Below are 23,169 nucleotides of genomic sequence, written 5' to 3' on the forward strand. Positions count from 1 at the left end.
CCGGCTCAGGCCTCACGAACCAGCCCTCCGCCGCCCCAACGGTGCTCGAACTGCTCGGCGGTGAGCGGCGGACTCAGGTAGTCGCCCTGATAGGCGGGACAGCCCAGGGCCTTCAGGAAGGCCAGCTGTTCGGCAGTCTCCACCCCCTCGGCGATCACGTCCAGCCCCAGGCGCTCGGCGATCGACAGGATAGCGGCGACGATCGTCTCGTCATCGGGGTCACCCGGGACGTCGGCAACGAAGGACTGGTCGATCTTCAGGCACTGCACCGGCAGGCGCTTGAGGTAGGAGAGGGAGGAGTAGCCGGTACCGAAGTCGTCCACGGCCAGCTCGACGCCCAGCTGACGCAAGCCGTGAAGCCGCTCGAGCCCCTCGTCGGCATGGCCGATCACGAAGCCCTCGGTGATCTCGAGCTCCAGTCGCGAGGGCGAGAGCCCGCTCTCGTGCAGCGCGGTCCGCACATCACCCACAATATCCCCTTGCACCACCTGCAGTCCCGAGAGATTGACCGAGACCCGCAATGGCAGGCCCCTCAGCTCCCATTGCCGAGCCTGATGGCAGGCCTCGTGCAGCACCCAGCGGCCAATCGCATGAATCAGGCCGGCCTCCTCGGCCAGGGCGATGAAGCGCCCGGGGCCGACCAGCTCGCCCTCGGGGGTCGTCCAGCGCACCAGGGCCTCGGCCCCGAACACCTGGTCGCCGGCCACCCTCGCCTGGGGCTGGAAGTGCAGCACCAGCTCGTCACGCTCCAGGGCACGGCGCAGCCCGGTATCCATGGCGAAGCGCTCGCGGCTCGCCTCGCCCAGCTCGGGGGTAAAGAACTGCCAGGTGTTGCGCTTGAGGGCCTTGGCGCCGTACATGGCGGTATCGGCGTGCTGGATCAGCTCCTCGGCACTGCGCCCGTCGCGCGGATAGACGCTGATGCCGATGGAGGCCCCGATGAAGATCTCATGCTCATCGATATCGAAGGGCTGCACCAGGGCATCGATCAGCTTCTGTGCCACCCGGCCGGCATCGGCAGGCTCGTGCAGGTTCTGCATCACCAGCAGGAACTCGTCCCCTCCCAGCCGCCCCAGCGCGTCCTCGTCGCGCACCGCTCGGCCCAGTCGCTGGCCCACCGCGTGAAGCAGGCGATCTCCGAGTGGATGGCCCAGGCTGTCGTTGATGCCCTTGAAGTGGTCGAGGTCGAGAAACAGCACCGCCAGCTGCCCATGCGCCGCTTCCGCACGCTCCAGGGCCATGCCGAGTCGCTCATTGAGGTGCGCCCGGTTGGACAGGCCGGTCAGCGGGTCATAGTTGGCCGAGATGCGCAGCCGCCCGGCCTGATCGGTGATGCGCGACAGCAACGGACTGATGGTGCGTGCCGTGACGAAGGCGCCCAGGGCCATCAGCACCAGCACCAGGATGGCGGGCCAGCGAAGTTCGTGGTAGGCCGAGCCGTAGAACGCCCGGGCGGGAATCTGCACCAGCAGCCCCCAGCCGCGGGAAGCCAGGGGCACGTATACCAGCACGCGCTCGCCCCGCCAGCCGCCCTCACGGAACAACCCGGCCTGCCCCCTTTCCAGGGCCTCGTGGACCCGGTCGGGCATCAGTGGCGAGGTATCGGCCCGCGTCAACGTTCCCTCCTCACCCACCGCCTGCAGGTTCTCGCCGGAGGGACCCAACAACCACTGCCGGGAGTCGCCGGCGAAGCGCGTGGCATCGGCGAGCAGCGCCGTGATGCCCGACGGGTCGAAATAGAGCACGTCGGTGCCGATGCGCTCACTGTCCATGGAGATGATCGGCGCCGCCACCTCGATAAGCAGCTGATCGTCATGACGGACCATATGCATGCTGCCGGGCCGGGGGGCCTCCGCCCGCTCAGCGCCCGACGATGGCCAGGGCGTGCGACCGATCGTCACTAGCGGTTGGCCCGCCGGGCCGAGCCGCACCAGCCCTACCAGGTCGGGGGACTGCAGCATGGCATCCACCAGCCGCGGCGTGGTGAAGGCGATCAGCGACTGACGATCCAGGGCCTGCTCGGCATAGCGTGCCAGGCGGCGGCGGATCTCGGTGCGGCTGGTGAACTGCCTGGCCAGGTCCCGGTAGCGCGCCAGCAGGTGCTCCAGGGATTCCGCCTGGGCGGAGGCACTGATCAGGGTATTGGTCTCCAGCGCCTGGCGATGGGCCTGGAACAGGGGCCAGGCCGTGGCGAGGCCGACCAGGGCCCCGGTGACCAGGATGCCGAGCATGGCCAGCAACACGATGCGTCGCTGCGATCGTCGCATCACTGCGGGCCACCCGAGAGCGTGCTGAACGCAATGCGCGCGAACTGCATGCCGGCATCGCGCCTCATCCGAACGGCTTCGTCATCCCCTGGAGTGTTGTGCATGCTTCGCCCCCGCCCCTTGCAGCCCTAGTGTGGCCTCACGCTCGTTAAACGCCAAGCCCGCCGACGGCTGTCAGGTCCCGCCAGGGCCGAAGGCACGCTACTGCACGCTCTCCTGCTCGCCGAAGCGCCCCTCGAAGAGCGCCGAGGAGAGATAGCGTTCGGCGCTGTCGGGCAGGATGACGACGATGTTCCTGCCCTGATACTCCGGCAGGCGGCCGAGGCGCACCGCGGCCGCCACGGCGGCACCGCAGGAGATACCGCAGAGGATGCCCTCCTCCTGCATCAGCCGATGCGCCATGGCCATCGCCGCCTCATTGGTGACCGTCTCGACCCTGTCGACCAGCGACAGGTCGAGGTTGGCCGGCACGAAGCCGGCGCCGATGCCCTGGATCTTGTGGGGCATCGGCGTCGCCGCCTCGCCGTTGATTGCCTGGGTGATCACCGGCGAGTCGCTGGGCTCCACCGCCACGGTGATGACCGCCTTGTCCTGGCCCTGCTTGAGGTAGCGGGCCACCCCGGTCAGGGTACCGCCGGTCCCCACGCCGGCCACGAAGATATCCACCTGGCCCTCGGTGTCGGCCCAGATCTCGGGCCCCGTGGTGGTCTCGTGGATGCCGGGATTGGCGGGATTCTCGAACTGCTGGGGCAGGAAGTAGCGGCCGGGGTCGGCGGCGGCGAGTTCCTCGGCCCGGGCGATCGCGCCGGGCATCCCGCTGGCTGGCTCGGTCAGCACGAGCTCGGCGCCGAGGGCCTTGAGCACCTTGCGCCGCTCCAGGCTCATGGAGGCCGGCATGGTCAGCACCAGCGGGTAGCCGCGGGCGGCGGCCACGAAGGCGAGCGCGATGCCGGTGTTGCCGCTGGTGGGCTCGATGATCGTCATGCCCGGCGTGAGCACGCCACGGGCCTCGGCGTCCCAGACCATCGCCGCCCCGATGCGACACTTGACCGAGTAGGCCGGGTTGCGGCCCTCGATCTTGGCCCAGATCGTCGCCCCCTCGTTGACCCGATTGAGCCTGACCAGCGGGGTGTTGCCGATCGACCGGGAGTTGTCCTCGTAGATGCGTGGCATGGGGGCTTCCTCCTCGGGATGGGCATGCCATCAGTGTAGGCCGGAGTGGCTCAGGCCCCCTCGAATCCGCTCAGCACATTCACCGCATTGAGGCCGATCTCCGCCACGGCGTAGCCGCCCTCGAGCAGGAAGACGGTGGGCAGGCCCAGCTGCCCCAGCCGACACCCCACGTCGGTGAAGTCGTCGCTGGCCAGCCGGAAGGCACTGATGGGATCGTGTTCGAAGGCATCCACCCCCAGGGAGACCACCAGCAGGTCGCAACCGGCATCGAGAATGCGCTGCTTGGCATTCTCCAGCGCCTTGACCCAGGTGGCATAGTCGGTCCCCGGCGCCATGGGGTAGTTGACGTTGAAGCCCTCCCCGGCCCCTTCCCCGGTCTCGTCGGCGTGCCCCAGGAAATGCGGGAAGCAGTGCCGCGGGTCCCCGTGCAGGGAGAGGAAGAGCACGTCGTCGCGCGCATAGAAGATCTGCTGGGTGCCGTTGCCGTGGTGGAAGTCGATGTCCAGCACCGCGACTCGCGTCCGGCCGGCGTCCAGCGCTCGCTGGGCGGCGACGGCGGCGTTGTTGAAGAAGCAGTAGCCGCCGAACTGGTCGGTGGCGGCATGGTGGCCCGGCGGACGGCACAGGCCGAAGGCCGGCTCGCCGGTCGCCAGCACGTGGTCCACCGCGGAGAGCGCGATATCCTTGCTGGCCATGGCCGCCTCGAAGGTGCCCTCGCAGATGGAGGTGTCGGCCCCCAGCGCATAGTGGCCCAGCCGGCCGTCGATGTGGTCGGGGATGACCCTTCCCGGCATGGTCCGGGTGGGCCAGATCCAGGCGATCGCTTCGCCCTTGCGACCGGCGGCGACCCAGTCCGCCCAGCAGTGTTCGAGGAACTCGACATAGCCCGGGTCATGGACGGCCAGCACGGGCTTCAGCCCGTGGACGACCGGCTCACGCACCTCGCCGAGGCCGCTCTCCCGGACCCGCTGCAGCACCAGGTCGACGCGTTCGGGGCACTCGTAGGGCGTCACCAGCTGGCCGCCGTCCAGTTCGGTGCGCGCCCGGCGCAACTTGGTGGTCTCGCTGTGAAAGGTGATCATCCTGCCATCCTGTATAGGGTCATCGCCTGACCATGCCATGCGCCAGGCAAGCGCGCCATGCCCGACGAGCCGACAGGGACCGGTCCCGCTCGTCGTCTCAGGCCACCGGCTCCCCGGTGTAGTCCGCCACCAGCGCCCGCCCCCGCTTGCGCAGGAACCCCAGGGCGCGGGCTCGCTTCCACTCCCCGCGATAGACCAGGCCGAAGCCGAACGCCATGGCCGGATGGAAGGGTCTCACCACCACCTCGTCACGGGACGAGAGCTGATCCCTGGCGGTCACCGGATTCATCACCGTGATCCCCACGCCATTGGCCACCAGCGACGCGATGGTACCGATATTGGCCTCGGTCTTGCCGGCGATCCGGATACCGTGGCGAGTGGTCAGCTCGAGCAGCGGGTTGGTGCTGATGCTCGGCTGGTTGCTGATCACCAGGTGCTGGTCGCGCAAATCCTCGACACCGATCCGCACCTTGGCCGACAGGGGGTTGGCCGCGGGCATCAGGCAGACCGCCTCGGTGGTGAACCAGGGCTCCACCTCCAGCACTCGCGAGGCCACCGGCAGGGTGACGAAGCCGATATCGGCGTGGCTCGATTCCACGGCCAGCTGGACCTCGTGGCTGGACATCATGTCGAGACTGACGCTGAAGCGACGATTCTCCTCGAGCAGGGCCGCCACCAGGCGAGGCACGAAGCCGAAGGAGAGACCGGGAATCGAGGCGATCCGCAGCCGCGAGGTGCCGAACTCCTTGAGCGCCAGCACGCTGTGGCGCAGCTCCTCGATATTGCCCATCAGCCGCAGGATCTCGTCGTAGAGCTCACCGGCCTCGGGGGTGGCCACCAGCCGGTTCTTCTCGCGCAGGAACAGCTGGATCCCGAGGTTCTCCTCGAGCTGGGCCAGCGATCGGCTGACCCCGGACTGGGTGATGCCCAGGGTCCGCGCCGCCTGCGATGCGCTTCCCGCCTCGTAAAGCGTCTTGAAGATCGCCAGCGCCTTGAGGGAGTGGATGGTCACGCTCGCCATGACTCAAACTCATTGAATACGAAAAAAACATCATATATTGAAATATGCTGGCGACGCTACCTAGACTGAATTGAGCCTCCCCTCAACACCATAACGACAAACGGAAGCCTCGATGACCGACTCTCCGCTGTTCTACCAGGCCGGCCCCGCCCTGCCGGAAGTCAGCCATGCCGAAGGCGTCTCCCTCTGGGACACCCAAGGCAAGGAATACCTCGACGGCTGCTCCGGCGCCATTTCCTGTAACCTAGGCCACGGCCGGCAGGATATCCGCGATGCCATGCTGGCCCAGCTCGACCGGGTCGCCTTCACCTACCGTACTCAGTTCGAGAACGCCCCCGCCCTGGCCCTGGGCCATGCCCTGGTCGGGCTCACCGACGGCGCGCTCGACAAGGTATTCTTCGTCTCCAGCGGCTCGGAGGCCGTGGAGTCGGCCCTCAAGCTGGCCCGGCAGTACTTCGTTGCCACCGGCGCACCGCAGCGGCGCCGCTTCGTCTCCCTGCGCCCCTCCTACCACGGCAGCACCCTGGGCGCGCTGGGGGTCACCGGCTACCAGCCCCTGGAGGCCCCCTTCACCACGCTTACCCACGCCTCGCTCAAGGTGCCGGGGCCGGACTTCTATCGTCACCGGGACGCCGACGACGACGCCCATGTCGACCACGTGCTGGCCGAGACCCGGGCGACCATCGAGGCCGCCGGGCCCGAGTCGATCATCGCCGTCGTGCTGGAGCCCATCGGCGGCGCCAGCACCGGCGCCCGGTTGCTGGGCGAGCGCTACCTCAAGGGGATCCGCGCGCTGTGCGACGAGTTCGGCTGCCTGTTGATCCTCGACGAGGTGCTCACCGGCGTGGGCCGCACCGGTACCTGGTTCGCTTACCAGCACTATGGCGTGACGCCCGACCTGCTGGTCACCGCCAAGGGGCTGGGCGCCGGCTACTACCCGGTGGGGGCACTGCTGACTCGCCGCGACATCGTCACCGAGGTCATGGCCAGCGGCGGCTTCCAGCACGGCCACACCTATGCCGGCAACCCGCTGGCCTGCGCCACCGGCCTCGCCGTCATCGAGGCCATCCGCCGCGTGGGGCTGCTGGAAAACGTCCGGGCGCGCGGCGAGCAGCTCGGTACCGGCCTTTGGGCACTCGCCGAACGCCATGCCTGGGTCGGCCACGTGCGCGGCCTCGGCCTGCTGTGGGGGGTGGAACTGGTGGCCGACCCGGCGACCCGCGAGCCCTTCCCCGCCGATCAGAACCGCTTCGCCCAGATCACCGCCCTGGCCCGGGAAGAGGGGCTTTTGATCTACCCCCGTCGCACCCTGGATGGCGTCGCCGGGGACCACTTCCTGGTCACCCCGCCGCTGACCATCACCGCCGAGGAGGTGGAGACCCTGCTCGAACGGCTGGCGCGTGCCATGGCACGCTTCGACCGGGCGCTGACCGACGAGGCCGGTGCCCCCGCGGCCCGGCCGACGGAGGTCCGCCCGTCATGACGCTGCTCACCGAGAAGGTCCGCGACATCCAGGCGGCGGTGGCCGCCATCCCCGAAGGGGCGACGATCATGGTGGGCGGCTTCGGCTCGCCGGGTACCCCCTTCGCCTTGCTCGACGCCCTGCTCGAATCCGGCCAGGGCGGCCTCACCCTGATCAAGAACGACGCCAACGAGCCCGGCATCGGCATCGGCAAGCTGATCGAGGCGGGCCGCGTCACGCGGCTGATCACCTCCCACCTGGGGCTCAACCGCACCGCCATCGAGGCGATGAATGCCGGGCGGCTCGAGGTGAGCTTCCACCCCCAGGGGCTGCTCGCCGAGAAGATCCGCTGTGCCGGCGCCGGCCACGGCGGGTTTCTCACCGATATCGGCCAGGGCACCGAGATCGCCGCGGGCCGCCGGGAGGTCGAGGTCGACGGCCGCCCCTGGGGCATCGAGCCCGCCCTGCACGCCGACGTCGCCCTGGTGCATGCCGAGCGGGCCGATCGCTACGGCAACCTGATCTATCGCGCCACCGCCAGCAACTTCAACCCGCTGATGGCCATGGCCGCCGAGCGGGTGATCGCCCAGGCCTACCGCCTCGACGCCCCGGGCGAGCTGCCCATCGATGCCATCCACACCCCCTGCGCCTTCGTCAGCCAGGTGGTGCAGGTCGACCGTGCCACCAGCGAACAGGGAGTGCGCCCCCATGGCCTCTGACACCCAGCGCATCCTGGCCCGGGCCGCCCGGGAGGTGATCCCCGGCCAGATCGTCAACCTCGGCATCGGTCTGCCGACCCGCCTCTTCCACTACCTGCCCGACGAGATGGAAGTGCTGGTGCACTCGGAGAACGGCGTGCTGGGCTGCCGCCCGCGTCGCGAGGGCGAGGCACCGGACCACGACATGATCGACTCCGGCGGGGCCTACATCACTACCCGCCCCGGAGCCAGCGTCTTCGACAGCGCCACCTCCTTCGCGATGATCCGTCGCAGCCGGGTCGACCTCACCTTCATGGGCGCCTTCGAGGTCGACGCCGCGGGTAACCTGGCCAACTGGAAGATCCCCGGCAAGTTCTCGCCGGGCATCGGCGGCGCCATGGAACTCGCCCAGAAGGTCAGGCGGCTGGTGGTGCTCTGCTCCCACAACGACAAGCACGGCAACCCCAAGATCCTGGCGCGCTGCCGCCTGCCGCTCACCGCCCGTAGCTGCGTGTCGCGCATCATCACCGACAAGGCGGTGATGGACGTGACCCCGGAGGGGCTTGCCGTGGTGGACATCGCCGAGGGCCTTGACCCCGCGGACCTGCAGGCGGCCACCGAGGCGGCATTGATCATCGACGAGTCACGGCTGGGGAGGTTCTGATGCTGGATGCCACCGAAAGACGCATCGTCGCCGCCTGCGAGGCGCTGATGGACGACACCCTGGCGCTGACCCGAGACCTGGTGCGCGGCTACAGCGTGCTGGGCCAGGAGCACGGGGCGCTGGACACCATGGAGGCCTGCCTCGAGCGACTCGACCTGCCGGCCACCCGGGTGCCACTGGACGCCCCGGGCTTTGCCGAGCACCCCCACCGGGCGCCCACCGAGTGGGACAACGCCGGGCGCTACAATCTGGTTTCGCGGCTCAACCCCGAGGCCAAGGGCCCGCACCTGGTGTTCAACGGCCACCTGGACGTGGTGCCCGCCGAGCCCACCGACATGTGGACCCGCCCGCCCTGGGAGCCCTGGGAACGGGACGGCTGGCTCTACGGCCGCGGCGCCGGCGACATGAAGGCCGGCATCGCCGCCATGGTGATGGCGGTGGTGGCAGTGCGCCGGGCCGGGGCGACCATCGACTTCCCCCTGACCCTGCAGACGGTGATCGAGGAGGAGTGCACCGGCAACGGCGCCCTGGCCTGCCTGCATCAGGGCTACGGCGGCGACTTCGTGCTGATCCCCGAACCCTTCGGCGCACAGATCTACAGCGGCCAGGTGGGCGTGCTGTGGTTCCGCATGCGCCTCGACGGGGTGCCGGCCCACGTGCTCGACACTGCCGCCGGCCGCAATGCCATCGAGACCCTGCAGGCGTACCTGCCGGCGCTCAAGGCGCTGGAGACGGAAATCAACGCCCTGCCGCGCCCGGCGCCCTACGAAGGCCACCCCCACCCCTTCAACCTCAGCATCGGCAGGATCGAGGGGGGCAACTGGGCCTCCAGCGTGCCGGCCCATGCCGTGCTCGAGGGGCGTGTCGGCTTCCCCCCGGGCATGTCCCCGGACGACGCCATGGAACGGGTGCGCGAGGCGATCGCTACCCGCCACGCCGAACTCGACGACGACACCCCGCCCCCCCGGGTGAGCTTCCACGGCTTCCGCTCCGAAGGGCACCTGGTCGACCTGGACACCCCCGGTATCCGGCTGCTCTCGGCATGCCACGAGGCGCTGCTCGGGGAGCCGCCGGCCCACTACCTCTCCACCTGCACCACCGACCTGCGCGCCTTCCATGTCTCAGGGGAGATCAACGGCACCTGCTACGGCCCGGTGGCACAGCGCATCCACGGCGTGGACGAGTGCGTGGAGATCGACTCCATCCGCCACGTGCTGACCACCTATGCGCTCTTCCTCCACCGCTGGGGACAGCAGGCCACACAAGAGGAGCCGAGCGCATGAGAGACGCCTATCTGGCCGACTACGCCCGCAGTGCCTTTACCCGCGCCCATCCCCGCAAGCCGGAGGTGGACGCCTGGGCCGATACCCGCGGCGACGCCCTGCTGGCCGGCGTGATCGACGCCCTGCTCGAACGCCAGGACCTCGACGGCGCCGCCGTGGAAGACCTGAGTGTGGGCTGCGCCCTGCCGGTAAAGGAGCAGTGGGGCTTCGGCGGCCGCTATCCGCTGTGGCTCGCCGAGCGCCTGGGCGAGCGGGGCCGCGGCTGCGCCAGCCGCCAGGTCGACCAGCAGTGCGGGTCGGGGCTGGCCGCCCTGCGCAGCACTGCACGGGAGATACAGGCCGGCGCCACCGAGGTGGGCATCGCCGGCGGCTTCGAGAACATGACCCGGGTCCCCATGGGGCCGGCGCTCTTCAAGGAGGGCGTGCTGACCAGCCCGACCGTGCTGCACAAGGCCCCCTGGCTCGAGCTCGACGTGGCCCTGAACATGGGCCTGACCGCCGAGCGCCTGGCCGATTCCGCGGGCATCGGGCGCGAGGCCATGGACGCCTTCGCCCTGGCCTCCCACCGACGGGCCGCGGCGGCCGATGCCGCGGGACGCTTCGACGGCGAGCGCCTGGTCCTGGCCAACGCCGAGGGCGAACCGGTCGCCCGGGACGCCAATATCCGCGCCGACACCAGTGCCGAGCGGTTGGCCGGCCTCGACCCGGTGTTCCTGGCAGGCGGCCGCGTGACCGCCGGCAACAGTTCGCCGCTCACCTCCGGGGCCGCCGCCGCCCTGCTGATGTCCGAGCACGCCCTGGCGCGCCATGACGCCACGCCCCTGGCCCGGGTGGTGGGCGTAGCCGATTGCGGGGTCGCCCCGCAGCGAATGGGCGCCGGAGCGGCCGCCGCCATTCGCCGCGTGCTGCAGCAGACCGGCCTCCACGTCGAGGATATCGATATCTGGGAGATCAACGAGGCCTTCGCCACCGTGCCGCTGCACGCCATGGGTGAGCTGGCACTGGACCCCGAGCGCGTCAACGTCTGGGGCGGCGCCCTGGCGCTGGGCCATCCGCTCGGCGCCACCGGCATCCGGCTCGCCGGCACCCTGGCACGCATTCTGCCAGTCGAAGGCAGGCGCTACGGCTGTGCGGCCGCCTGCATCGGTGGTGGCCAGGGCATCGCCGTGATCCTCGAGCGCGTATGACAGGTGCCACTGGCGCCTGCTAGTTTCGAATATCCAGGTAGACGAAAAGGAGGAGACACCCCGCAAGCCGCGCGATGCGTTCCCTGGCGCCGCGGCGTCACGACCGAGAGGCGAGGCCCTTGAGCCGGCTTCGGTCAGCACGACACCATCGATATACCACCATCACCAACAACAAGCAGGCACTGACATGACAATGCACAAGAAACCCTTTGTTCGCCCCCTCATCGGCACCCTGGCACTGCTGGGTGCCGTCACCCTCGCCACCCTCCCCGCCCAGGCGCGGGACCTCCCGGAGATCCAGGAGGATGTCTTCCAGGTCGCCAACTCCGGCGCCTACCCTCCCTTCAGCTTCGTGAACACCGACGGTGAGCTGGTCGGCTTCGATGTGGATATCGCCGAGGCCCTGGCCGAGAAGATGGGCGTCGAGGTCAACATCCAGACCTCGCCCTGGAACGGCATCGTCGCCGCCCTGGCCGGCGGTCGCTTCGACGCCTGCATCTGCAGCATGAGCGCCACCGAGGAGCGCCAGAAGGCGGTCGATTTCACCGATCCCTACTACAGCTCCGGCCTCTCCATCTGGGTGCGGGAAGAGACCGACGACGTCTCGAGCATCGCCGACTTCGAGGGCAAGCGGGTCGGCTCGACCCTTGGCGAGACGGGCAACCAGTGGGCCACCGAGAAGGCCGAGGGGCGCTGGCGCAACCAGACCTTCCAGGGGCTGCCGGACATGCTCAACGCCCTCACCACCGGGCGCATCGACGTGATGGTGGCCGATGACATCCCGGTCTACGTGGCGCTCAACGAGGACGACCTCCCCATCAAGCAGGTCGACGTCGGCGAGCTGCCGCGCTTCCCGGCCGCCATCGCGGTCCAGAAGGGCTCACCGAAGCTCAAGGCGGCGCTCAACGAGGCGCTGGCCGAGATCCGCGCCGACGGCACCTACCAGGAGATCGTCGACACCTGGATCGGCGCAGGCGTCGACTTCAACTGAGGCCGTGGCCCCGGCAGGCGCACGGCCGGGGCCTCGTCGCCTCGACCCGCCACGACAATCCCAACGCAGGGTCACAGGACCATGGACTTCAACCTGATGATCGACATCACGCCGCTGCTGGTAAAGGCGGCGTGGGTCACCGTCGACATTTCCGCCCGCGCGCTGTTCTTCGGCTTCTTCATTGCCGCGGCGCTGGTGGTCATGAGGACTGCCCGCCTGCCGCCGCTGCGCTGGCTGGCCCGCGCCTATATCAGCGTGGTGCGCGGCACCCCCTATTTCGTGCAGCTGCTGCTGGTCTTCTACGGCGGCCCGGCGATCGGCCTTCGCCTGGACCCCTTCACCTGCGGGGTGGTGGTGGGTGCCTTCAACATCGGGGCCTACATGAGCGAGGCCATGCGCGGCGCCATCGAGTCGGTGGAGAGCGGCCAGAACGAGGCCTCGCGCTCCCTGGGCTTTGGGCGCCTGGCCACGCTGCGCTACATCATCCTGCCCCAGGCGGCCGGCCTGATGATCCGCTCCATCGGGGTGCTCGCCATCATCCTGGTCAAGAACTCCTCGCTGGTCTCGATCATCTCGGTGGTCGAGCTGACCTACCAGGCGCAGCGCCTGATCGGCTCCACCTACAAGCCCCTGGAGGTCTTCACGCTCAGCGCGCTGATGTACATCGTGATCATCTACGCCGTCATGGGCATGGTCGAGTTCCTCTATCGCCGGGCCACTCGCTACACCTTCCGATAGGCTTGACCACCATCAGGACACTCTCATGGAATTCGACTTCACCCCCGTCATCGACTACTTCCCCACCCTGCTCAAGGGGGTGGGCGTCACCCTGCTGATCGGCCTGGCGGTCGCCCTGCTGTCGATCCTCGGCGGCCAGCTGGTGGCGGTGATCTCGCTCTACACCCGCAAGGTGGTGAACTGGCCGCTGCGCTTCTTCATCTGGCTGTTCATGACCACCCCGCTGCTGCTGCAGCTCTACTTCCTCTACTTCGGCCTCGGCGAGCTGATCCTGATCCCGGCCATCGTGGTGGGGATCCTGGGACTCGGCTTCCACTACATGGCCTACAACGCCGACATCTTCATGGCCACCATCCGCTCGGTCTCGAGCGGCCAGTACGAGGCGTCGCGCTCACTGGGCTTCGGCCACCTGCGAACACTGCTCTACATCATCCTGCCCCAGGCCTTCTATCGCGCCCTGCCGCAGCTCAGCAACAACATGATCATCATGGTGAAGGATATCGCGGTGCTCTCCGCCATCGGCATCGGCGAGCTGGTGTACGTCTCCCAGTACGCGATCAGCATCACCTTCCGGCCCTTCGAGTTCTACATCACCATCGCCGTGATCTACTACCTGATCAACCTGATGATGGAGGCCGGCCAGTCGTGGATCGAACGCCGCGCCGCCTACCGCCGCTAACCCCTACCGACGAGGTTTACGCATGACACAGACGACAGACACGCCGATGGTCGAGCTCAAGGGGGTCAAGAAGCGCTTCGGTGACCTCGAGGTGCTCAAGGGCATCGATCTCAGGGTGGACCGCGGCAAGATCATCTCCATCATCGGCCCGTCGGGCTCGGGCAAGAGCACCCTGCTGCGCTCCATCAACAACCTGGAGGTGATCGACGAGGGGCAGATCCTGCTCGATGGCGTGCAGGTGAACCGCCCCGACCTCAAGGGGATGGCCTTCGAGAGGCATATCAACCATATCCGTCAGAACATGGGCATGGTGTTCCAGCACTTCAATCTCTTCCCGCACATGTCGACGCTGGACAACGTGACCCTGGCCCCGCGCAAGCTGAAGGGCATGGAGACGAAGAGTGCCCGGGAGCTGGGCATGGAGCTGCTCGAGCGGGTGGGGCTGGCAGACAAGGCCCAGGCCTACCCGAGCTCGCTCTCCGGCGGGCAGAAGCAGCGAGTGGCGATCGCCCGGGCGCTGGCCATGCGTCCCAAGGTGATGCTGTTCGACGAGGCCACCTCGGCGCTGGACCCGGAGCTGGTGGAAGAGGTGAACCAGGTGATGAAGGGCCTGGCCGAGGAGCACATGACCATGCTGATCGTCACCCACGAGATGGGCTTCGCGCGTGACGTCTCCGACTGGGCGATGTTCATGGACGGCGGCGTGGTGGTCGAGGCCAACACCCCGGAGCACCTGTTCAGCCATCCCGACCAGGAACGCACCCAGCACTTCCTGCGCAAGCACCTGGGCGCACAGGCCTGAGGTAATGCCTGTTCCAGCAGCCGCGCATCGTCGCCGCTCCTCTCTCGCCGGGCCTGTTCGAGGAGCGTGGGCAGGTCCGCCACTTCGAGACCGTCGCGCCCTTTACGCTGGATGTCGAAGGCGAGCTCAACGTTCTGTCGACCCGGCTCAGGCCCCCAGCGCCTGGCGCTCGAGCTCCTGCCTCATGCCGTCGTCCAGCCCCAGCGCGCCACCCAGCTGGTCGAGCCAGGCCCGTTCCATGGGGTTCTGGTCGTCGACCACCGCCACGCTGACCAGGTACATCTCGCGGGCGGCCTGGGGGGAGTCCGCCTGCCGGGCCAGTGCCTCGGCATCCAGTGGCGCCTCGAGTTGGCGCTGCACCCAGCCGTGCAGTTCGGCATCTGCGCCCAGGCCATCGATCTGCTCGGTGATCAGGGCGCGCTCGCGGTCATCGATATGGCCATCGGCCCGCGCCGCCATGATCACCGCCTGCAGCAGCTCCAGGCTGCGCTGCTCCCGCGCATCGCCTTGCAGTTGCTCCATGGCATGGCCTTCCCGGCTGGAGTCGGCCTGCGCATCGCCGCGTGAGTTCTGCCAGGCCTTCCAGGCCAGCATCCCGACGCCGGCGATGGCCCCGTACTTGATGGCCTTGCCGCCCAGCTTGCGGCCACGCTTCGAGCCGACCAGCAGGCCCAGGGCACCGCCGCCGAGCAGGCTCTTCACGTCGACCCCGCTGCCCTGCCCCGACTTCCGGCCGCCGCCGCCAAGTTGCGAGGAGAGGCTGTCGATCACTCCCTGGACGTCCAGGCCGCCGCCCGACTGGCCGCTGCCCTGCCGGCCACTGCCGGCCTGCTTCATGATCTGTTCGAGGATACGGCTCGCATTCATGGTGGTTCGCTCCCGATGACAGGCAGGAAAGGCCCCATAGGGGGGGGCTATGCCTTCATGGGAAAGAGATTAGCACCCCGCGTCACAAGGCAGGAAGCAGCAGGTCGCGTCACGCCAGACAGCGAGAGGCATGATACGCATGACCATCAGGGCGGCAGGAAACGCATCGGTCGACGCGCCATGAGCACGCGGAACGGATGATACCGGGTTGGTATAGCCCCTGACGGGTTCGAATGTCACAAGGAGGGGATGGGGGCACCGGATCAGGCAGTCGACCAAGCCGGTGGCGATAAACGCCCTTGAATCGATTACATGTCCAGAAATGGAGGCAGCCCCGACAGCCACATCCCGGCACACGCGTCCACCACTACCGTTGCTCCCTTCCGGGCCTGGCGGGGTTTGCGGTCTAGCGTTGCGGGAGGACCGACGGGGCCACCACAGCAGGATGCCAGAGGCATCTCGCTCGAGGTCGGCGCAGGCCGGCATCGAGCGGGGCGCACTATATCAATGCCCGGCCCCGGCCACAAGGGCCGAGCTGTTCGGCCCGGCTGGCCGACGCCACAAGGATGAGGAAATCGCTTTGCTCGTGTATGGTGAATGAACAATTTACGCCAGGTACCTAATCACGGAGGCGCACCATGAAGAAGGATCCGAACAAGGGCTATATCGCCCTGCTGGGCTGGAGCCTGAATGCCATCGAAGCCGCCGAGAACTTCGATCGACGCTATGTCGTGGTCGCCCCTGACTGGGCAGAGGAGTACTGCCAGAAGCACGACATCCCCTATGTGCCCTGGAACTTCGAGCGCCTGAACGACCGCTCCATGGAGATCGCCGAGACCCTCAACGAGATGGGCGTCGACGTGGCCATCCCGATGTTCGAGGAGACCGTGGAGTGGGCCGGCGCCATCAACTCGGTGCTGCTCGACAACCCGCGCCTCTATGGCCAGTCGCTGCTGCTGCGCGACAAGGCGCTGATGAAGCGTCGTGCCCAGCTAGGCGGCATCCGCGTGGGCATCTTCGAGGAGGCCCACGACAAGGAGGACGTCGTGCGCTTCCTCAAGCGGGTCAACCAGACCCTGCTCAAGCTCGACGGCGACCCCAACGACCCCATCCACCTCAAGGCGTTCGACAAGGCCGGCTGCCTGGGCCACCGGGTGATCCGTACCCCGGACGAGGTCGATACCATCCCCGACGAGGAGTTCCCGGTGCTGATGGAGTCGCACCTGGATGGCTGGGAATTCGCCGTGGAGGCCTGGATCCATAACGGCAAGATCGTCTTCCTCAACATCTCCGAATACGTGACCCTGGGCTACTCGGTGTTCGTGCCGGCCTCGCCGGAGCTCGAAAAGTACCGTCCCCAGATCACCGCCCAGATCGAGAAGCTGATCAAGGCCTTCGATATCGAGTTCGGCCTGATCCACCCCGAGTACTTCGTCACCAACGACGGCGAGATGTACTTCGGCGAGGTCGCCTATCGTCCGCCGGGCTTCAAGGTCTTCGAACTGCTCGAGCGGGTCTACGGCTTCAATGCCTACCAGGCTTCCATGCTGGTGTTCGACCCCAAGGCCACCGACGAGGAGGTCAAGGCCTTCTTCCCGAAGGAGGTGGTGGATGCCGACGGCTACGCCGGCTGCTTCGGGGTCTATCCGCGCCGCCGCGTGGTCAGCAAGCTGGAGATTCCCGAAGAGGTCGAGGACGACCCCTACTTCGAGTCCCACGAGCTGACGCCGCCCATGGAGGAGACCGTCACCAAGCGAACCGCCTTCGGTACCCACTGGGGCCTGGTCTACTTCAAGGGCGACGAGGCGGCACGCATGAAGGAACTGCTCAAGCACATGGAAGAGCTTGATTTCTATGTCTGACACAGGCGTCATGGAAAATGTGACAGCCTGACGACAAGGAGTCGGCGTGACCACGCCTCGACATATGCAAGACGCCAGTACGCCGCCACAGGCCAGCGACAAGCTCGCTGGCCTGCTCAAGAAGCTCGATGAAGCCATCACCCTGCTCGCCCAGGCACGCGAGTTCGCCAAGCCGGGCAAGCTGCCCAGGGTGCTCGATACCGCCCGACGGGTCATGCTGCAGGAAGGTGGCTGCGACGCCATCGAGCGGCGTGCCCAAATCCTCGAGGAGGCAGGGGTCTTTCTCGGCTCCGACTGGGAGACCCCCCAATACCTGGTGCCGTCCCTCACCACCCATGCACTGAAGAGTGCCGACCCCAATATCGTGGTGATCGAGGCGATCAGCGAACTGCGGATCCTCGCCGTGGCCAAGGGGGACTACCTGCATCCCCTGCTCTCCGAGGAGCAGGCCCACCATTACCTGACCCAGGTGATGGCGCTCAATCTCTGGCTGCTGTTCGGCGCGCCCACCGAGGCCGAACGGGAGACCCAGGGGCGTCTGGCACAGATTCCCCGCCACCTGTTCCATCACCTGGCCGAGCGCATCGGCTACGAGCACGTGATCGACCGGCTGATCGCCGAGATCTGGCGGATCTTGCAGCAGCGGCCGATCCAGGTGGACACCATCAAGCAGATGATCACCCAGATTGCCATCTGCCAGGCCAATCCTGAGATCGACCTGGGGACCAGCGGCCAGGGCGCCGACCGTCTGGTCAGCTCCCTGTTCGGCCCCACCCATGCGTGCCGCGAGGACCCCGGCATCGACACCTACCGCGAGCGCCTGTCGAGCATGGACAGCGGCGCCCTGCAGTACGAGGCGACCGGCTTCGCCCGCGCCATGCACGACACCAGCCTGGTCTCGCCCTACCACGCCGTGCTGCTGCGCTACCTGCTCGACCACAGCGACCACCTCCTCGCCGAGGCCCTGGGGCTGTCATCCACCGGAAGGGACTGCCTGCTCTGCTATCGCGAGCTCGTCCATGCGCTGATCCGCGGCGCGGTCTACCCCACGACGCCCCAGGCGGTCTATGGGCTGGCCCTGATGCTCGAGCGCGGCATCCTCTACCAGCCTCCGGTGGCCCCGGCCATGTGGCGACAGCTGGGGCTGAGGCTGTCGGACTGGTCCGAGGCGCGGCTCAACCTGGCCTTCGGCGATAGCGCCTCGCCGCGCGCCCGCCTGCTGGAAGGGGTGCTGTGCATGCTCGGCCTGCCACTGGGCGTCGGGCAGGGCAACAACCCCACCTGCCAGTCCGCCCGGGCGCTCTCCATGTGGGCCTACAATGACCCGGACTACCTGCTGCAGATGGTGACCTGGGCGGCGCGTGACGACGAGATCATCATGCACTTCGAGGGCATGCCCCTCTCCTCCATGGCCAGCCTCTCCGGGGTGGCCAAGGAGTTGCCGATGGACCTGGACCCGGTCTCGCTGCTGGTCGTGCCGCACCTGGACCGTATCTATGCCGAGATGGGGCGGCGCTGTATCGACCGCGAGGGCGACCCGCACCGCTGGGTCAACCCGGAGTTCCACGGCTGGTGGTCGGGCCGCGGCTTTCGCATCAATGTCGACGTGGCCACCGGCCAGTTGCATGAACTGGACGACTTCCTGCGCCACTTCTATGCCAGCTATCACCCCTACTACAACGGCAACCAGCCGCTGATTCACCCCCAGCCGGCCGGCATTGCCGTGACCGACAGCGCGGCCCGCTTCATCGGCTGGCACGCCATCACCCTGCTGCGCGTCACGCTCGACCCCAGCGATACCATGCGGGCCTACTTCTACAACCCCAACAACGACAGCGGCCAGGACTGGGGCGATGGGATCGAGGTCAGCACCGCCGGCAACGGCGAGCGCTTCGGCGAATCCTCGCTGCCCTTCGAGCAGTTCGCCTCGCGCCTCTACATCTTCCACTACGACCCGCTGGAGCGTGGCGAGCTGGCCAAGATCACCCAGGAGGAGCTCGACCGGGTGACCGGCTACATCCACCGCAGCTGGGGAGCCGACCGGATTCCCCCGGCCGAGCTGCAGGCCGACGAGGGGCCGTAAGGCCCCCACTGCCCCGACCATGCAGCGCCTCGACCAGTTGCTCCTCTCCCAGGGCCTGGCCCGTTCCCGAACCCGCGCCCAGCGGCTGATCAGGCATGGCCGGGTACGGCTGGCCGACGACGGCACGCCCCTCAGGAAGCCCGGCGAGAGGCTGCCCGACGATACCCGACTGATCGTCGAGGCGGATCCCGAGGAACGCTATGTCTCCCGGGCGGGCCTCAAGCTGGAGGCGCTGGTCGAGGCGCTCGGCCTGACGCTCTCGGGCCGCCTGGTGCTCGACGTGGGCCAGTCCACCGGCGGCTTCACCGACTGCGCCCTGCGCTTCGGAGCCCGCCATGTGGTCGGCGTGGAGGTCGGCCATGACCAGCTCGACCCCTCCCTGCGTGACGACCCCCGCGTGACCTGTCTCGAAGGCCTCAACGCGCGCGCCATGGCCGACGAGCCGCGGCTTAGGGCCGCCTTCGATGCCCTGTCAGCTGCGGGCCCCGACCTGGCCGTGATGGATGTCTCCTTCATCTCCCAGACGCTGATCCTGCCCGAGCTCGCCGCCCTGCTGCCGGCAGGCGGCGAGCTGCTGAGCCTGGTCAAGCCCCAGTTCGAGCTGGGTCCGGGCGGCGTCAATCCCCGCGGCCTGGTGACCGATCCCGTGCGCTATGCCGAGGTGGAGACGCGGCTCCGCGACTGCTGCGCCGGGCTCGGCTTCGAGGTCCTGCACTGGCAACCGAGCCCGCTGCTCGGCGGTGACGGTAACCGGGAGTTCCTGCTCCACGCCGTGAGGCGCTGACAACACACGCCTCGGTGTGCGCCCTTCCTGCCCACTGCCCCGACTCAACGCCCGGCATCGCCGCCGCCATCGAAATCACCCGGATCACCACCGGCGCCGGGGGGCGGGTAGTCGGGAGAAACCGCCGGGCCGGCGGAGACGTGCTTAACCCGTCCCGCCTCGCCGGCTGCGCGGTGCAGCCAGACGTCGAGCTGGTTGAAGGCGATGTCGATGCCGTGTTCGGCGAACAGCTCGCCGACCCGGCCATTGATCTCGTCGGTGGCGTAGAGCCGGTCGCCGAGGCTATTGACGAAGATGCGCAGTTCGAAGTCCAGGGTGCTCTCGCCATAGCTCATGAAGAAGACCTGGGGTTCGGGGTCCGCCAGGGTCCGCGGATTCTCCTCGGCAGCCTCCCTCAACAGGCGATGCACCAGGCGGTGATCCGACCCGTAAGCCACCCCGTAGCTGAGCACGACCCGGGTGACCGTGTCGGAGAGCGACCAGTTGATCAGCTGGTCGGTGATGAAGGTCTTGTTGGGGATGATGATCTCCTTCTGGTCGAAATCGATCACCGTAGTGGCGCGGATACGGATCTTGCTCACCGTGCCCGTGAGGTTGCCCAGGGTGATGGTGTCGCCGATGCGTACCGGCCGCTCGAAGAGGATGATCAGGCCCGAGATGAAATTGGCGAAGATCTCCTGCAGACCGAAGCCCAGGCCCACCCCCAGCGCCGCGACCAGCCACTGCAGCTTGCTCCACGAAACGCCCAGGGTTCCCAGGGAGGTCATCACCCCGCCGGCGATGATGGCGTAGGCGAGCAGCGAGCTGATGGCATAGGCGCTGCCCTGCTTGAGCTCCAGGCGGGAGAGCACGCTGACCTCGAGCAGGCCCGGCAGGTTGCGTGCCATCGTCATGGTCAGCACCACCACCAGCAGGGCGGTGATGATGTCGGCCACCGAGACCATGCTCGTCACCGCCTCGGCCGCCTGGCCCTCCCCCGGCTCGATCAGGGTGACCTGCTCCAGGTAGCTGAAGACCGTGAGCAGGTCGGCCCACACCAGGTAGAGCACCAGGATGAAGCCAATCAGCAGGATCAGCTTGGAGAGGCGCAGCGACTGCTGGTTGACCTGCTCCATGTCCAGGGGCGGTTCCTCGACCACCTCCAGGCTCCCCTCGGCGCCCTCCTGAGCCTGGGCGCGCCGCCGCGCCAGGGCCCGGCGATAGGCCAGGCGGCGGGCCGCCACGGCCAGGCCACGGATCACCGTGGCTTCGACCAGGATCCAGAGTCCCATCAGGTAGAGGGTGGCCACGAAGCGCCCCAGCAGCCTGAGGGCGGTGTATTCGTAGCCATAGACGATCAGCCCGGCCAGCACCAGCGGCACCAGCGCGATGGCAAGCCCCAGCACCAGCCGGAACAGCTTGACCCCGAAGAAGGGCACATGGGCCAGGATCAGCTTGGTCAGCACCAGACTCATGGCGAGCAGGCCGCCGAGCAGCAGACCCAGGGCAAGCGGCCGCTGGCCGAGCTCGACCCCTTCATCGCGTGCCAGGGTACCGATCAGCAGCACCGGCACCAGGGCCACCCCCAGCCATAGCAGCCACCAGCGCAGGGCCGCCGCATAGCCGGGAGGCCAGTAGAAGTGCCGGGTCGCCACCCCGCCCTGGAACAGCAGGTTGCGCGCCCAGCCAATCACGGCCCAGGCCAGGGCCAGGGAAAGCAGCGCATGCCCGATACCCCGGGCCAGCCCCTCGCTGCCCATCAGCAGCGCCAGGCCCAGGGCCAGCACGCACAGCGGCCCGAGCAGGGCCAGCAGAGCATTGAGCACTACCGCCTGGGGCGTATGCCCCTGGGAGTCCCGCTTGAGACGGCCGACCTCCTGATGCAGCTGTGTCAGACGGGCGCGGATCCGCCGCCGGCCGGCGACCAGCCCCAGCCCCACCAGCAGCACCGGCAGGCCGAGCAGGGCCCGCGCATCCGGCAGCCTCCAGTTCGCCGGCAGTGCCGCGCGCCACTCCCCCTCCCGCCACTCCGTGGCAAGGTTCTCCGGCAGCTTGCCCAGCCAGGCCAGTCCCAGGGGGCGGGAATTGGGAATCCAGAACAGCTGCTCGTCGATGGTGGCGCGCAGCTCCTGGCTGGTGGCCAACAGCTGCTGCTGGTTGAGCTGCAGGTCGATGGCCGCGCTGAGCATCTCGCCATAGGCCTGTTCCAGCTGATCGACCAGCTCGCGACGGGCCTGGTAGAGCGCGAGCAGGGAATCGACCAGGGCCGGCGAGGCCTCGGCGTCCGCCTCCTCGATCCGCTGGCGCGCCAGATGCTCGCCCTCGCGCAGCTGGTCACGCTGTCGGCCGAGCTCGAACTGTTTGAGCCGAAGATCGGCGATCTCATCCTGCAGGCCGCGCCGCTCCTCCACCCGGGGCAGCGTCTGGCGCTGCTCGCGAAGAATCCGCGCCAGCAGTATGCTGCCGCGGATGGCGTCGATCTGCTCGTTGAGGCTACGCTGCAGCTGGCGTACCCGATCGAACTGGCGGCGCACCTCCAGCCCCTCCCGGACCAGGCGGTTGGCCCGGTCGGTGGCGCGCAGCAGTTCCAGGCTCATGGTGCGGTTGACCTCCCGGGCCTGGCGAACCAGGGAGTGGCCGACGACGCCCTCATCCTCGTCGCTGACCGCCTCGGCGATGGCCTGTTCCGACTCCGCGCGACGACGTCGGTCGATGATGCCCTGGAGCATGGCCAGCCGGGCCTCCTGGCTGGCCACCTGGCGCTCGAGTAGGTCGCGATGCTCCTGGTCAAGCTCCCGCAGCCGGGTGTTGGTGGCCAGCTGACGCTGATGAAGCTGCAGGGTCGTCTCGGCCAGCTCGCGCTCGATGCGCAGCTGCCAGCGCCGCGGATCATCCTCGGCGACCTGGCTGTCGTCCAGCTCTTCCAGCCGGCGTTGGCTCTCCTCGGAGCGCTGCATCGCATTGCCGATGGCCTGCTGGGCCCGATCCGGCAGGGTCTGGGCACTCAGCAGCCGGGTGGAGACCTCGGCAAGCCGGTCCTGGAAGCCCGACAGGGCCTCCTCGGCCTCCTGGCGGCGCTCCTCCAAGGCCTCGAGGGAGAGGGCCTCCAGCTCGTCGAAGGTCTCCTCCTGCCCCATCTGCTCCATCTCCCGCAGCTCCCGCTGCAGGCGCTCGAGTTCCTGGGGCGCCTCCTGGACGCGTGTCTCGAGGCGGGACAGCTCTTCCCTGACCGCCTCGAGGCGCTGCAGTGACTCGAGGGCCGCATTCAGTGCTTCGATGTCACGCTGCGCCCCCTCCCCGGCGGTCTCGCCCTCGGCCGGCTGGCGCTCCTCCAGGCGGGACTCGACCTGCTCGCGCGAGGGCAGCTCCGGGGGGGTCTCCCGTGGCGATGCGACCTCCTGGGCCAGCGAGGGTGTGCCGAGCGCCAGCCACCCCAGCCCGCCAAGAAGCACGAGCATCAGGACACGCCGGAAGGCAACACGAAATCGGCAGTGATGTTCAAGGGCATTCAAGGGGCGGCCTCGGTTATGATGGACCCTTGCACGAT

At 68.2% G+C, this 23,169-nt stretch carries 18 protein-coding genes and 1 other RNA gene; 12 read left to right on the plus strand and 7 right to left on the minus strand.

Features of this window, described 5'->3' with window-relative positions; all coding sequences use genetic code 11:
• Positions 1-5 precede the first annotated feature (5 nt).
• The 4 genes from DFP85_RS07165 to DFP85_RS07180 form a co-directional block, all read right to left on the minus strand.
• On the minus strand, positions 6-2,267 hold the full coding sequence (locus tag DFP85_RS07165; protein ID WP_133635615.1) for an EAL domain-containing protein: 2,262 nt from the start codon (positions 2,265-2,267) through the stop codon (positions 6-8).
• Between the two features lie 201 nt (positions 2,268-2,468).
• Positions 2,469-3,440 (minus strand): cysteine synthase A, encoded by a 972-nt coding sequence (gene cysK, locus DFP85_RS07170; RefSeq protein WP_133635616.1) that lies wholly within the window; start codon positions 3,438-3,440, stop codon positions 2,469-2,471.
• 50 nt (positions 3,441-3,490) lie between these two features.
• Positions 3,491-4,522 (minus strand): histone deacetylase family protein, encoded by a 1,032-nt coding sequence (locus DFP85_RS07175; protein ID WP_133635617.1) that lies wholly within the window; start codon positions 4,520-4,522, stop codon positions 3,491-3,493.
• 97 nt (positions 4,523-4,619) lie between these two features.
• A complete protein-coding gene (locus DFP85_RS07180; protein ID WP_133635618.1) occupies positions 4,620-5,543 on the minus strand; it encodes a LysR family transcriptional regulator in 924 nt (307 codons plus the stop codon).
• Between the two features lie 112 nt (positions 5,544-5,655).
• On the opposite strand from DFP85_RS07180, the gene DFP85_RS07185 reads away from it, so the two are divergent.
• The 9 genes from DFP85_RS07185 to DFP85_RS07225 all read left to right on the plus strand — a co-directional run bounded on the left by DFP85_RS07185 (position 5,656) and on the right by DFP85_RS07225 (position 14,047).
• Positions 5,656-7,026 carry an aminotransferase family protein gene (locus tag DFP85_RS07185; protein WP_133635619.1) on the plus strand — a complete coding sequence of 457 codons (1,371 nt, stop codon included), beginning with the start codon at positions 5,656-5,658 and terminating at the stop codon, positions 7,024-7,026.
• Positions 7,023-7,724: a CoA transferase subunit A gene (locus DFP85_RS07190; RefSeq protein WP_133635620.1), complete on the plus strand. Its 702-nt coding sequence runs from the start codon at positions 7,023-7,025 to the stop codon at positions 7,722-7,724. Before DFP85_RS07185 ends, DFP85_RS07190 begins: the two co-directional genes overlap by 4 nt.
• Positions 7,714-8,367 carry a 3-oxoacid CoA-transferase subunit B gene (locus tag DFP85_RS07195; RefSeq protein ID WP_133635621.1) on the plus strand — a complete coding sequence of 218 codons (654 nt, stop codon included), beginning with the start codon at positions 7,714-7,716 and terminating at the stop codon, positions 8,365-8,367. Before DFP85_RS07190 ends, DFP85_RS07195 begins: the two co-directional genes overlap by 11 nt.
• Positions 8,367-9,650 carry an ArgE/DapE family deacylase gene (locus DFP85_RS07200; RefSeq protein ID WP_133635622.1) on the plus strand — a complete coding sequence of 428 codons (1,284 nt, stop codon included), beginning with the start codon at positions 8,367-8,369 and terminating at the stop codon, positions 9,648-9,650. Before DFP85_RS07195 ends, DFP85_RS07200 begins: the two co-directional genes overlap by 1 nt.
• Positions 9,647-10,837 carry an acetyl-CoA C-acyltransferase gene (locus DFP85_RS07205; RefSeq protein WP_133635623.1) on the plus strand — a complete coding sequence of 397 codons (1,191 nt, stop codon included), beginning with the start codon at positions 9,647-9,649 and terminating at the stop codon, positions 10,835-10,837. The genes DFP85_RS07200 and DFP85_RS07205 overlap by 4 nt, the downstream gene beginning before the upstream one ends.
• Before the next feature lie 187 nt (positions 10,838-11,024).
• Positions 11,025-11,828 carry a transporter substrate-binding domain-containing protein gene (locus tag DFP85_RS07210; RefSeq protein WP_243737229.1) on the plus strand — a complete coding sequence of 268 codons (804 nt, stop codon included), beginning with the start codon at positions 11,025-11,027 and terminating at the stop codon, positions 11,826-11,828.
• Positions 11,829-11,909: 81 nt separating this feature from the next.
• Positions 11,910-12,566 (plus strand): amino acid ABC transporter permease, encoded by a 657-nt coding sequence (locus DFP85_RS07215; protein ID WP_133635624.1) that lies wholly within the window; start codon positions 11,910-11,912, stop codon positions 12,564-12,566.
• A gap of 25 nt (positions 12,567-12,591) precedes the next feature.
• Entirely contained in the window at positions 12,592-13,245 is a 654-nt protein-coding gene (locus DFP85_RS07220; protein ID WP_133635625.1) for an amino acid ABC transporter permease, read from the plus strand.
• Positions 13,246-13,267: 22 nt separating this feature from the next.
• Complete coding sequence (locus DFP85_RS07225; RefSeq protein WP_279512923.1) at positions 13,268-14,047, plus strand: amino acid ABC transporter ATP-binding protein; 780 nt, start codon at positions 13,268-13,270, stop codon at positions 14,045-14,047.
• 147 nt (positions 14,048-14,194) lie between these two features.
• Here DFP85_RS07225 and DFP85_RS07230 read toward each other — a convergent pair whose 3' ends face one another.
• A complete protein-coding gene (locus DFP85_RS07230; RefSeq protein WP_133635626.1) occupies positions 14,195-14,914 on the minus strand; it encodes a tellurite resistance TerB family protein in 720 nt (239 codons plus the stop codon).
• Between the two features lie 332 nt (positions 14,915-15,246).
• Positions 15,247-15,343: signal recognition particle sRNA small type (gene ffs / locus DFP85_RS07235), an RNA gene on the minus strand.
• Positions 15,344-15,552: 209 nt separating this feature from the next.
• Between ffs and DFP85_RS07240 the strand changes: the two genes are divergently transcribed.
• The 3 genes from DFP85_RS07240 to DFP85_RS07250 all read left to right on the plus strand — a co-directional run bounded on the left by DFP85_RS07240 (position 15,553) and on the right by DFP85_RS07250 (position 19,643).
• The gene (locus DFP85_RS07240; RefSeq protein ID WP_133635627.1) at positions 15,553-16,776 is read left to right on the plus strand and encodes an ATP-grasp domain-containing protein; all 1,224 of its coding nucleotides are present in this window, start codon (positions 15,553-15,555) and stop codon (positions 16,774-16,776) included.
• A 64-nt stretch (positions 16,777-16,840) separates the two neighbouring features.
• Complete coding sequence (locus DFP85_RS07245) at positions 16,841-18,859, plus strand: hypothetical protein (RefSeq protein WP_133635660.1); 2,019 nt, start codon at positions 16,841-16,843, stop codon at positions 18,857-18,859.
• A 19-nt stretch (positions 18,860-18,878) separates the two neighbouring features.
• Entirely contained in the window at positions 18,879-19,643 is a 765-nt protein-coding gene (locus tag DFP85_RS07250) for a TlyA family RNA methyltransferase (RefSeq protein ID WP_133635628.1), read from the plus strand.
• A 44-nt stretch (positions 19,644-19,687) separates the two neighbouring features.
• Here DFP85_RS07250 and mscK read toward each other — a convergent pair whose 3' ends face one another.
• Entirely contained in the window at positions 19,688-23,080 is a 3,393-nt protein-coding gene (gene mscK, locus DFP85_RS07255; protein ID WP_133635629.1) for a mechanosensitive channel MscK, read from the minus strand.
• Between the last annotated feature and the right edge of the window lie 89 nt (positions 23,081-23,169).

It is taken from the genome of Halomonas ventosae (genome assembly GCF_004363555.1).
Taxonomy (GTDB): Bacteria; Pseudomonadota; Gammaproteobacteria; order Pseudomonadales; family Halomonadaceae; genus Halomonas; species Halomonas ventosae.

Excerpts from the sequence above, each read along its gene's own strand:
- DFP85_RS07165 (WP_133635615.1), bottom strand. The coding sequence starts at position 2,267 with ATGCGACGATCGCAGCGACGCATCGTGTTGCTGGCCATGCTCGGCATC.
- cysK (WP_133635616.1), bottom strand. The coding sequence starts at position 3,440 with ATGCCACGCATCTACGAGGACAACTCCCGGTCGATCGGCAACACCCCG.
- DFP85_RS07175 (WP_133635617.1), bottom strand. The coding sequence starts at position 4,522 with ATGATCACCTTTCACAGCGAGACCACCAAGTTGCGCCGGGCGCGCACC.
- DFP85_RS07180 (WP_133635618.1), bottom strand. The coding sequence starts at position 5,543 with ATGGCGAGCGTGACCATCCACTCCCTCAAGGCGCTGGCGATCTTCAAG.
- DFP85_RS07185 (WP_133635619.1), top strand. The coding sequence starts at position 5,656 with ATGACCGACTCTCCGCTGTTCTACCAGGCCGGCCCCGCCCTGCCGGAA.
- DFP85_RS07190 (WP_133635620.1), top strand. The coding sequence starts at position 7,023 with ATGACGCTGCTCACCGAGAAGGTCCGCGACATCCAGGCGGCGGTGGCC.
- DFP85_RS07195 (WP_133635621.1), top strand. The coding sequence starts at position 7,714 with ATGGCCTCTGACACCCAGCGCATCCTGGCCCGGGCCGCCCGGGAGGTG.
- DFP85_RS07200 (WP_133635622.1), top strand. The coding sequence starts at position 8,367 with ATGCTGGATGCCACCGAAAGACGCATCGTCGCCGCCTGCGAGGCGCTG.
- DFP85_RS07205 (WP_133635623.1), top strand. The coding sequence starts at position 9,647 with ATGAGAGACGCCTATCTGGCCGACTACGCCCGCAGTGCCTTTACCCGC.
- DFP85_RS07210 (WP_243737229.1), top strand. The coding sequence starts at position 11,025 with ATGACAATGCACAAGAAACCCTTTGTTCGCCCCCTCATCGGCACCCTG.
- DFP85_RS07215 (WP_133635624.1), top strand. The coding sequence starts at position 11,910 with ATGGACTTCAACCTGATGATCGACATCACGCCGCTGCTGGTAAAGGCG.
- DFP85_RS07220 (WP_133635625.1), top strand. The coding sequence starts at position 12,592 with ATGGAATTCGACTTCACCCCCGTCATCGACTACTTCCCCACCCTGCTC.
- DFP85_RS07225 (WP_279512923.1), top strand. The coding sequence starts at position 13,268 with ATGACACAGACGACAGACACGCCGATGGTCGAGCTCAAGGGGGTCAAG.
- DFP85_RS07230 (WP_133635626.1), bottom strand. The coding sequence starts at position 14,914 with ATGAATGCGAGCCGTATCCTCGAACAGATCATGAAGCAGGCCGGCAGT.
- DFP85_RS07240 (WP_133635627.1), top strand. The coding sequence starts at position 15,553 with ATGAAGAAGGATCCGAACAAGGGCTATATCGCCCTGCTGGGCTGGAGC.
- DFP85_RS07245 (WP_133635660.1), top strand. The coding sequence starts at position 16,841 with ATGCAAGACGCCAGTACGCCGCCACAGGCCAGCGACAAGCTCGCTGGC.
- DFP85_RS07250 (WP_133635628.1), top strand. The coding sequence starts at position 18,879 with ATGCAGCGCCTCGACCAGTTGCTCCTCTCCCAGGGCCTGGCCCGTTCC.
- mscK (WP_133635629.1), bottom strand. The coding sequence starts at position 23,080 with ATGCTCGTGCTTCTTGGCGGGCTGGGGTGGCTGGCGCTCGGCACACCC.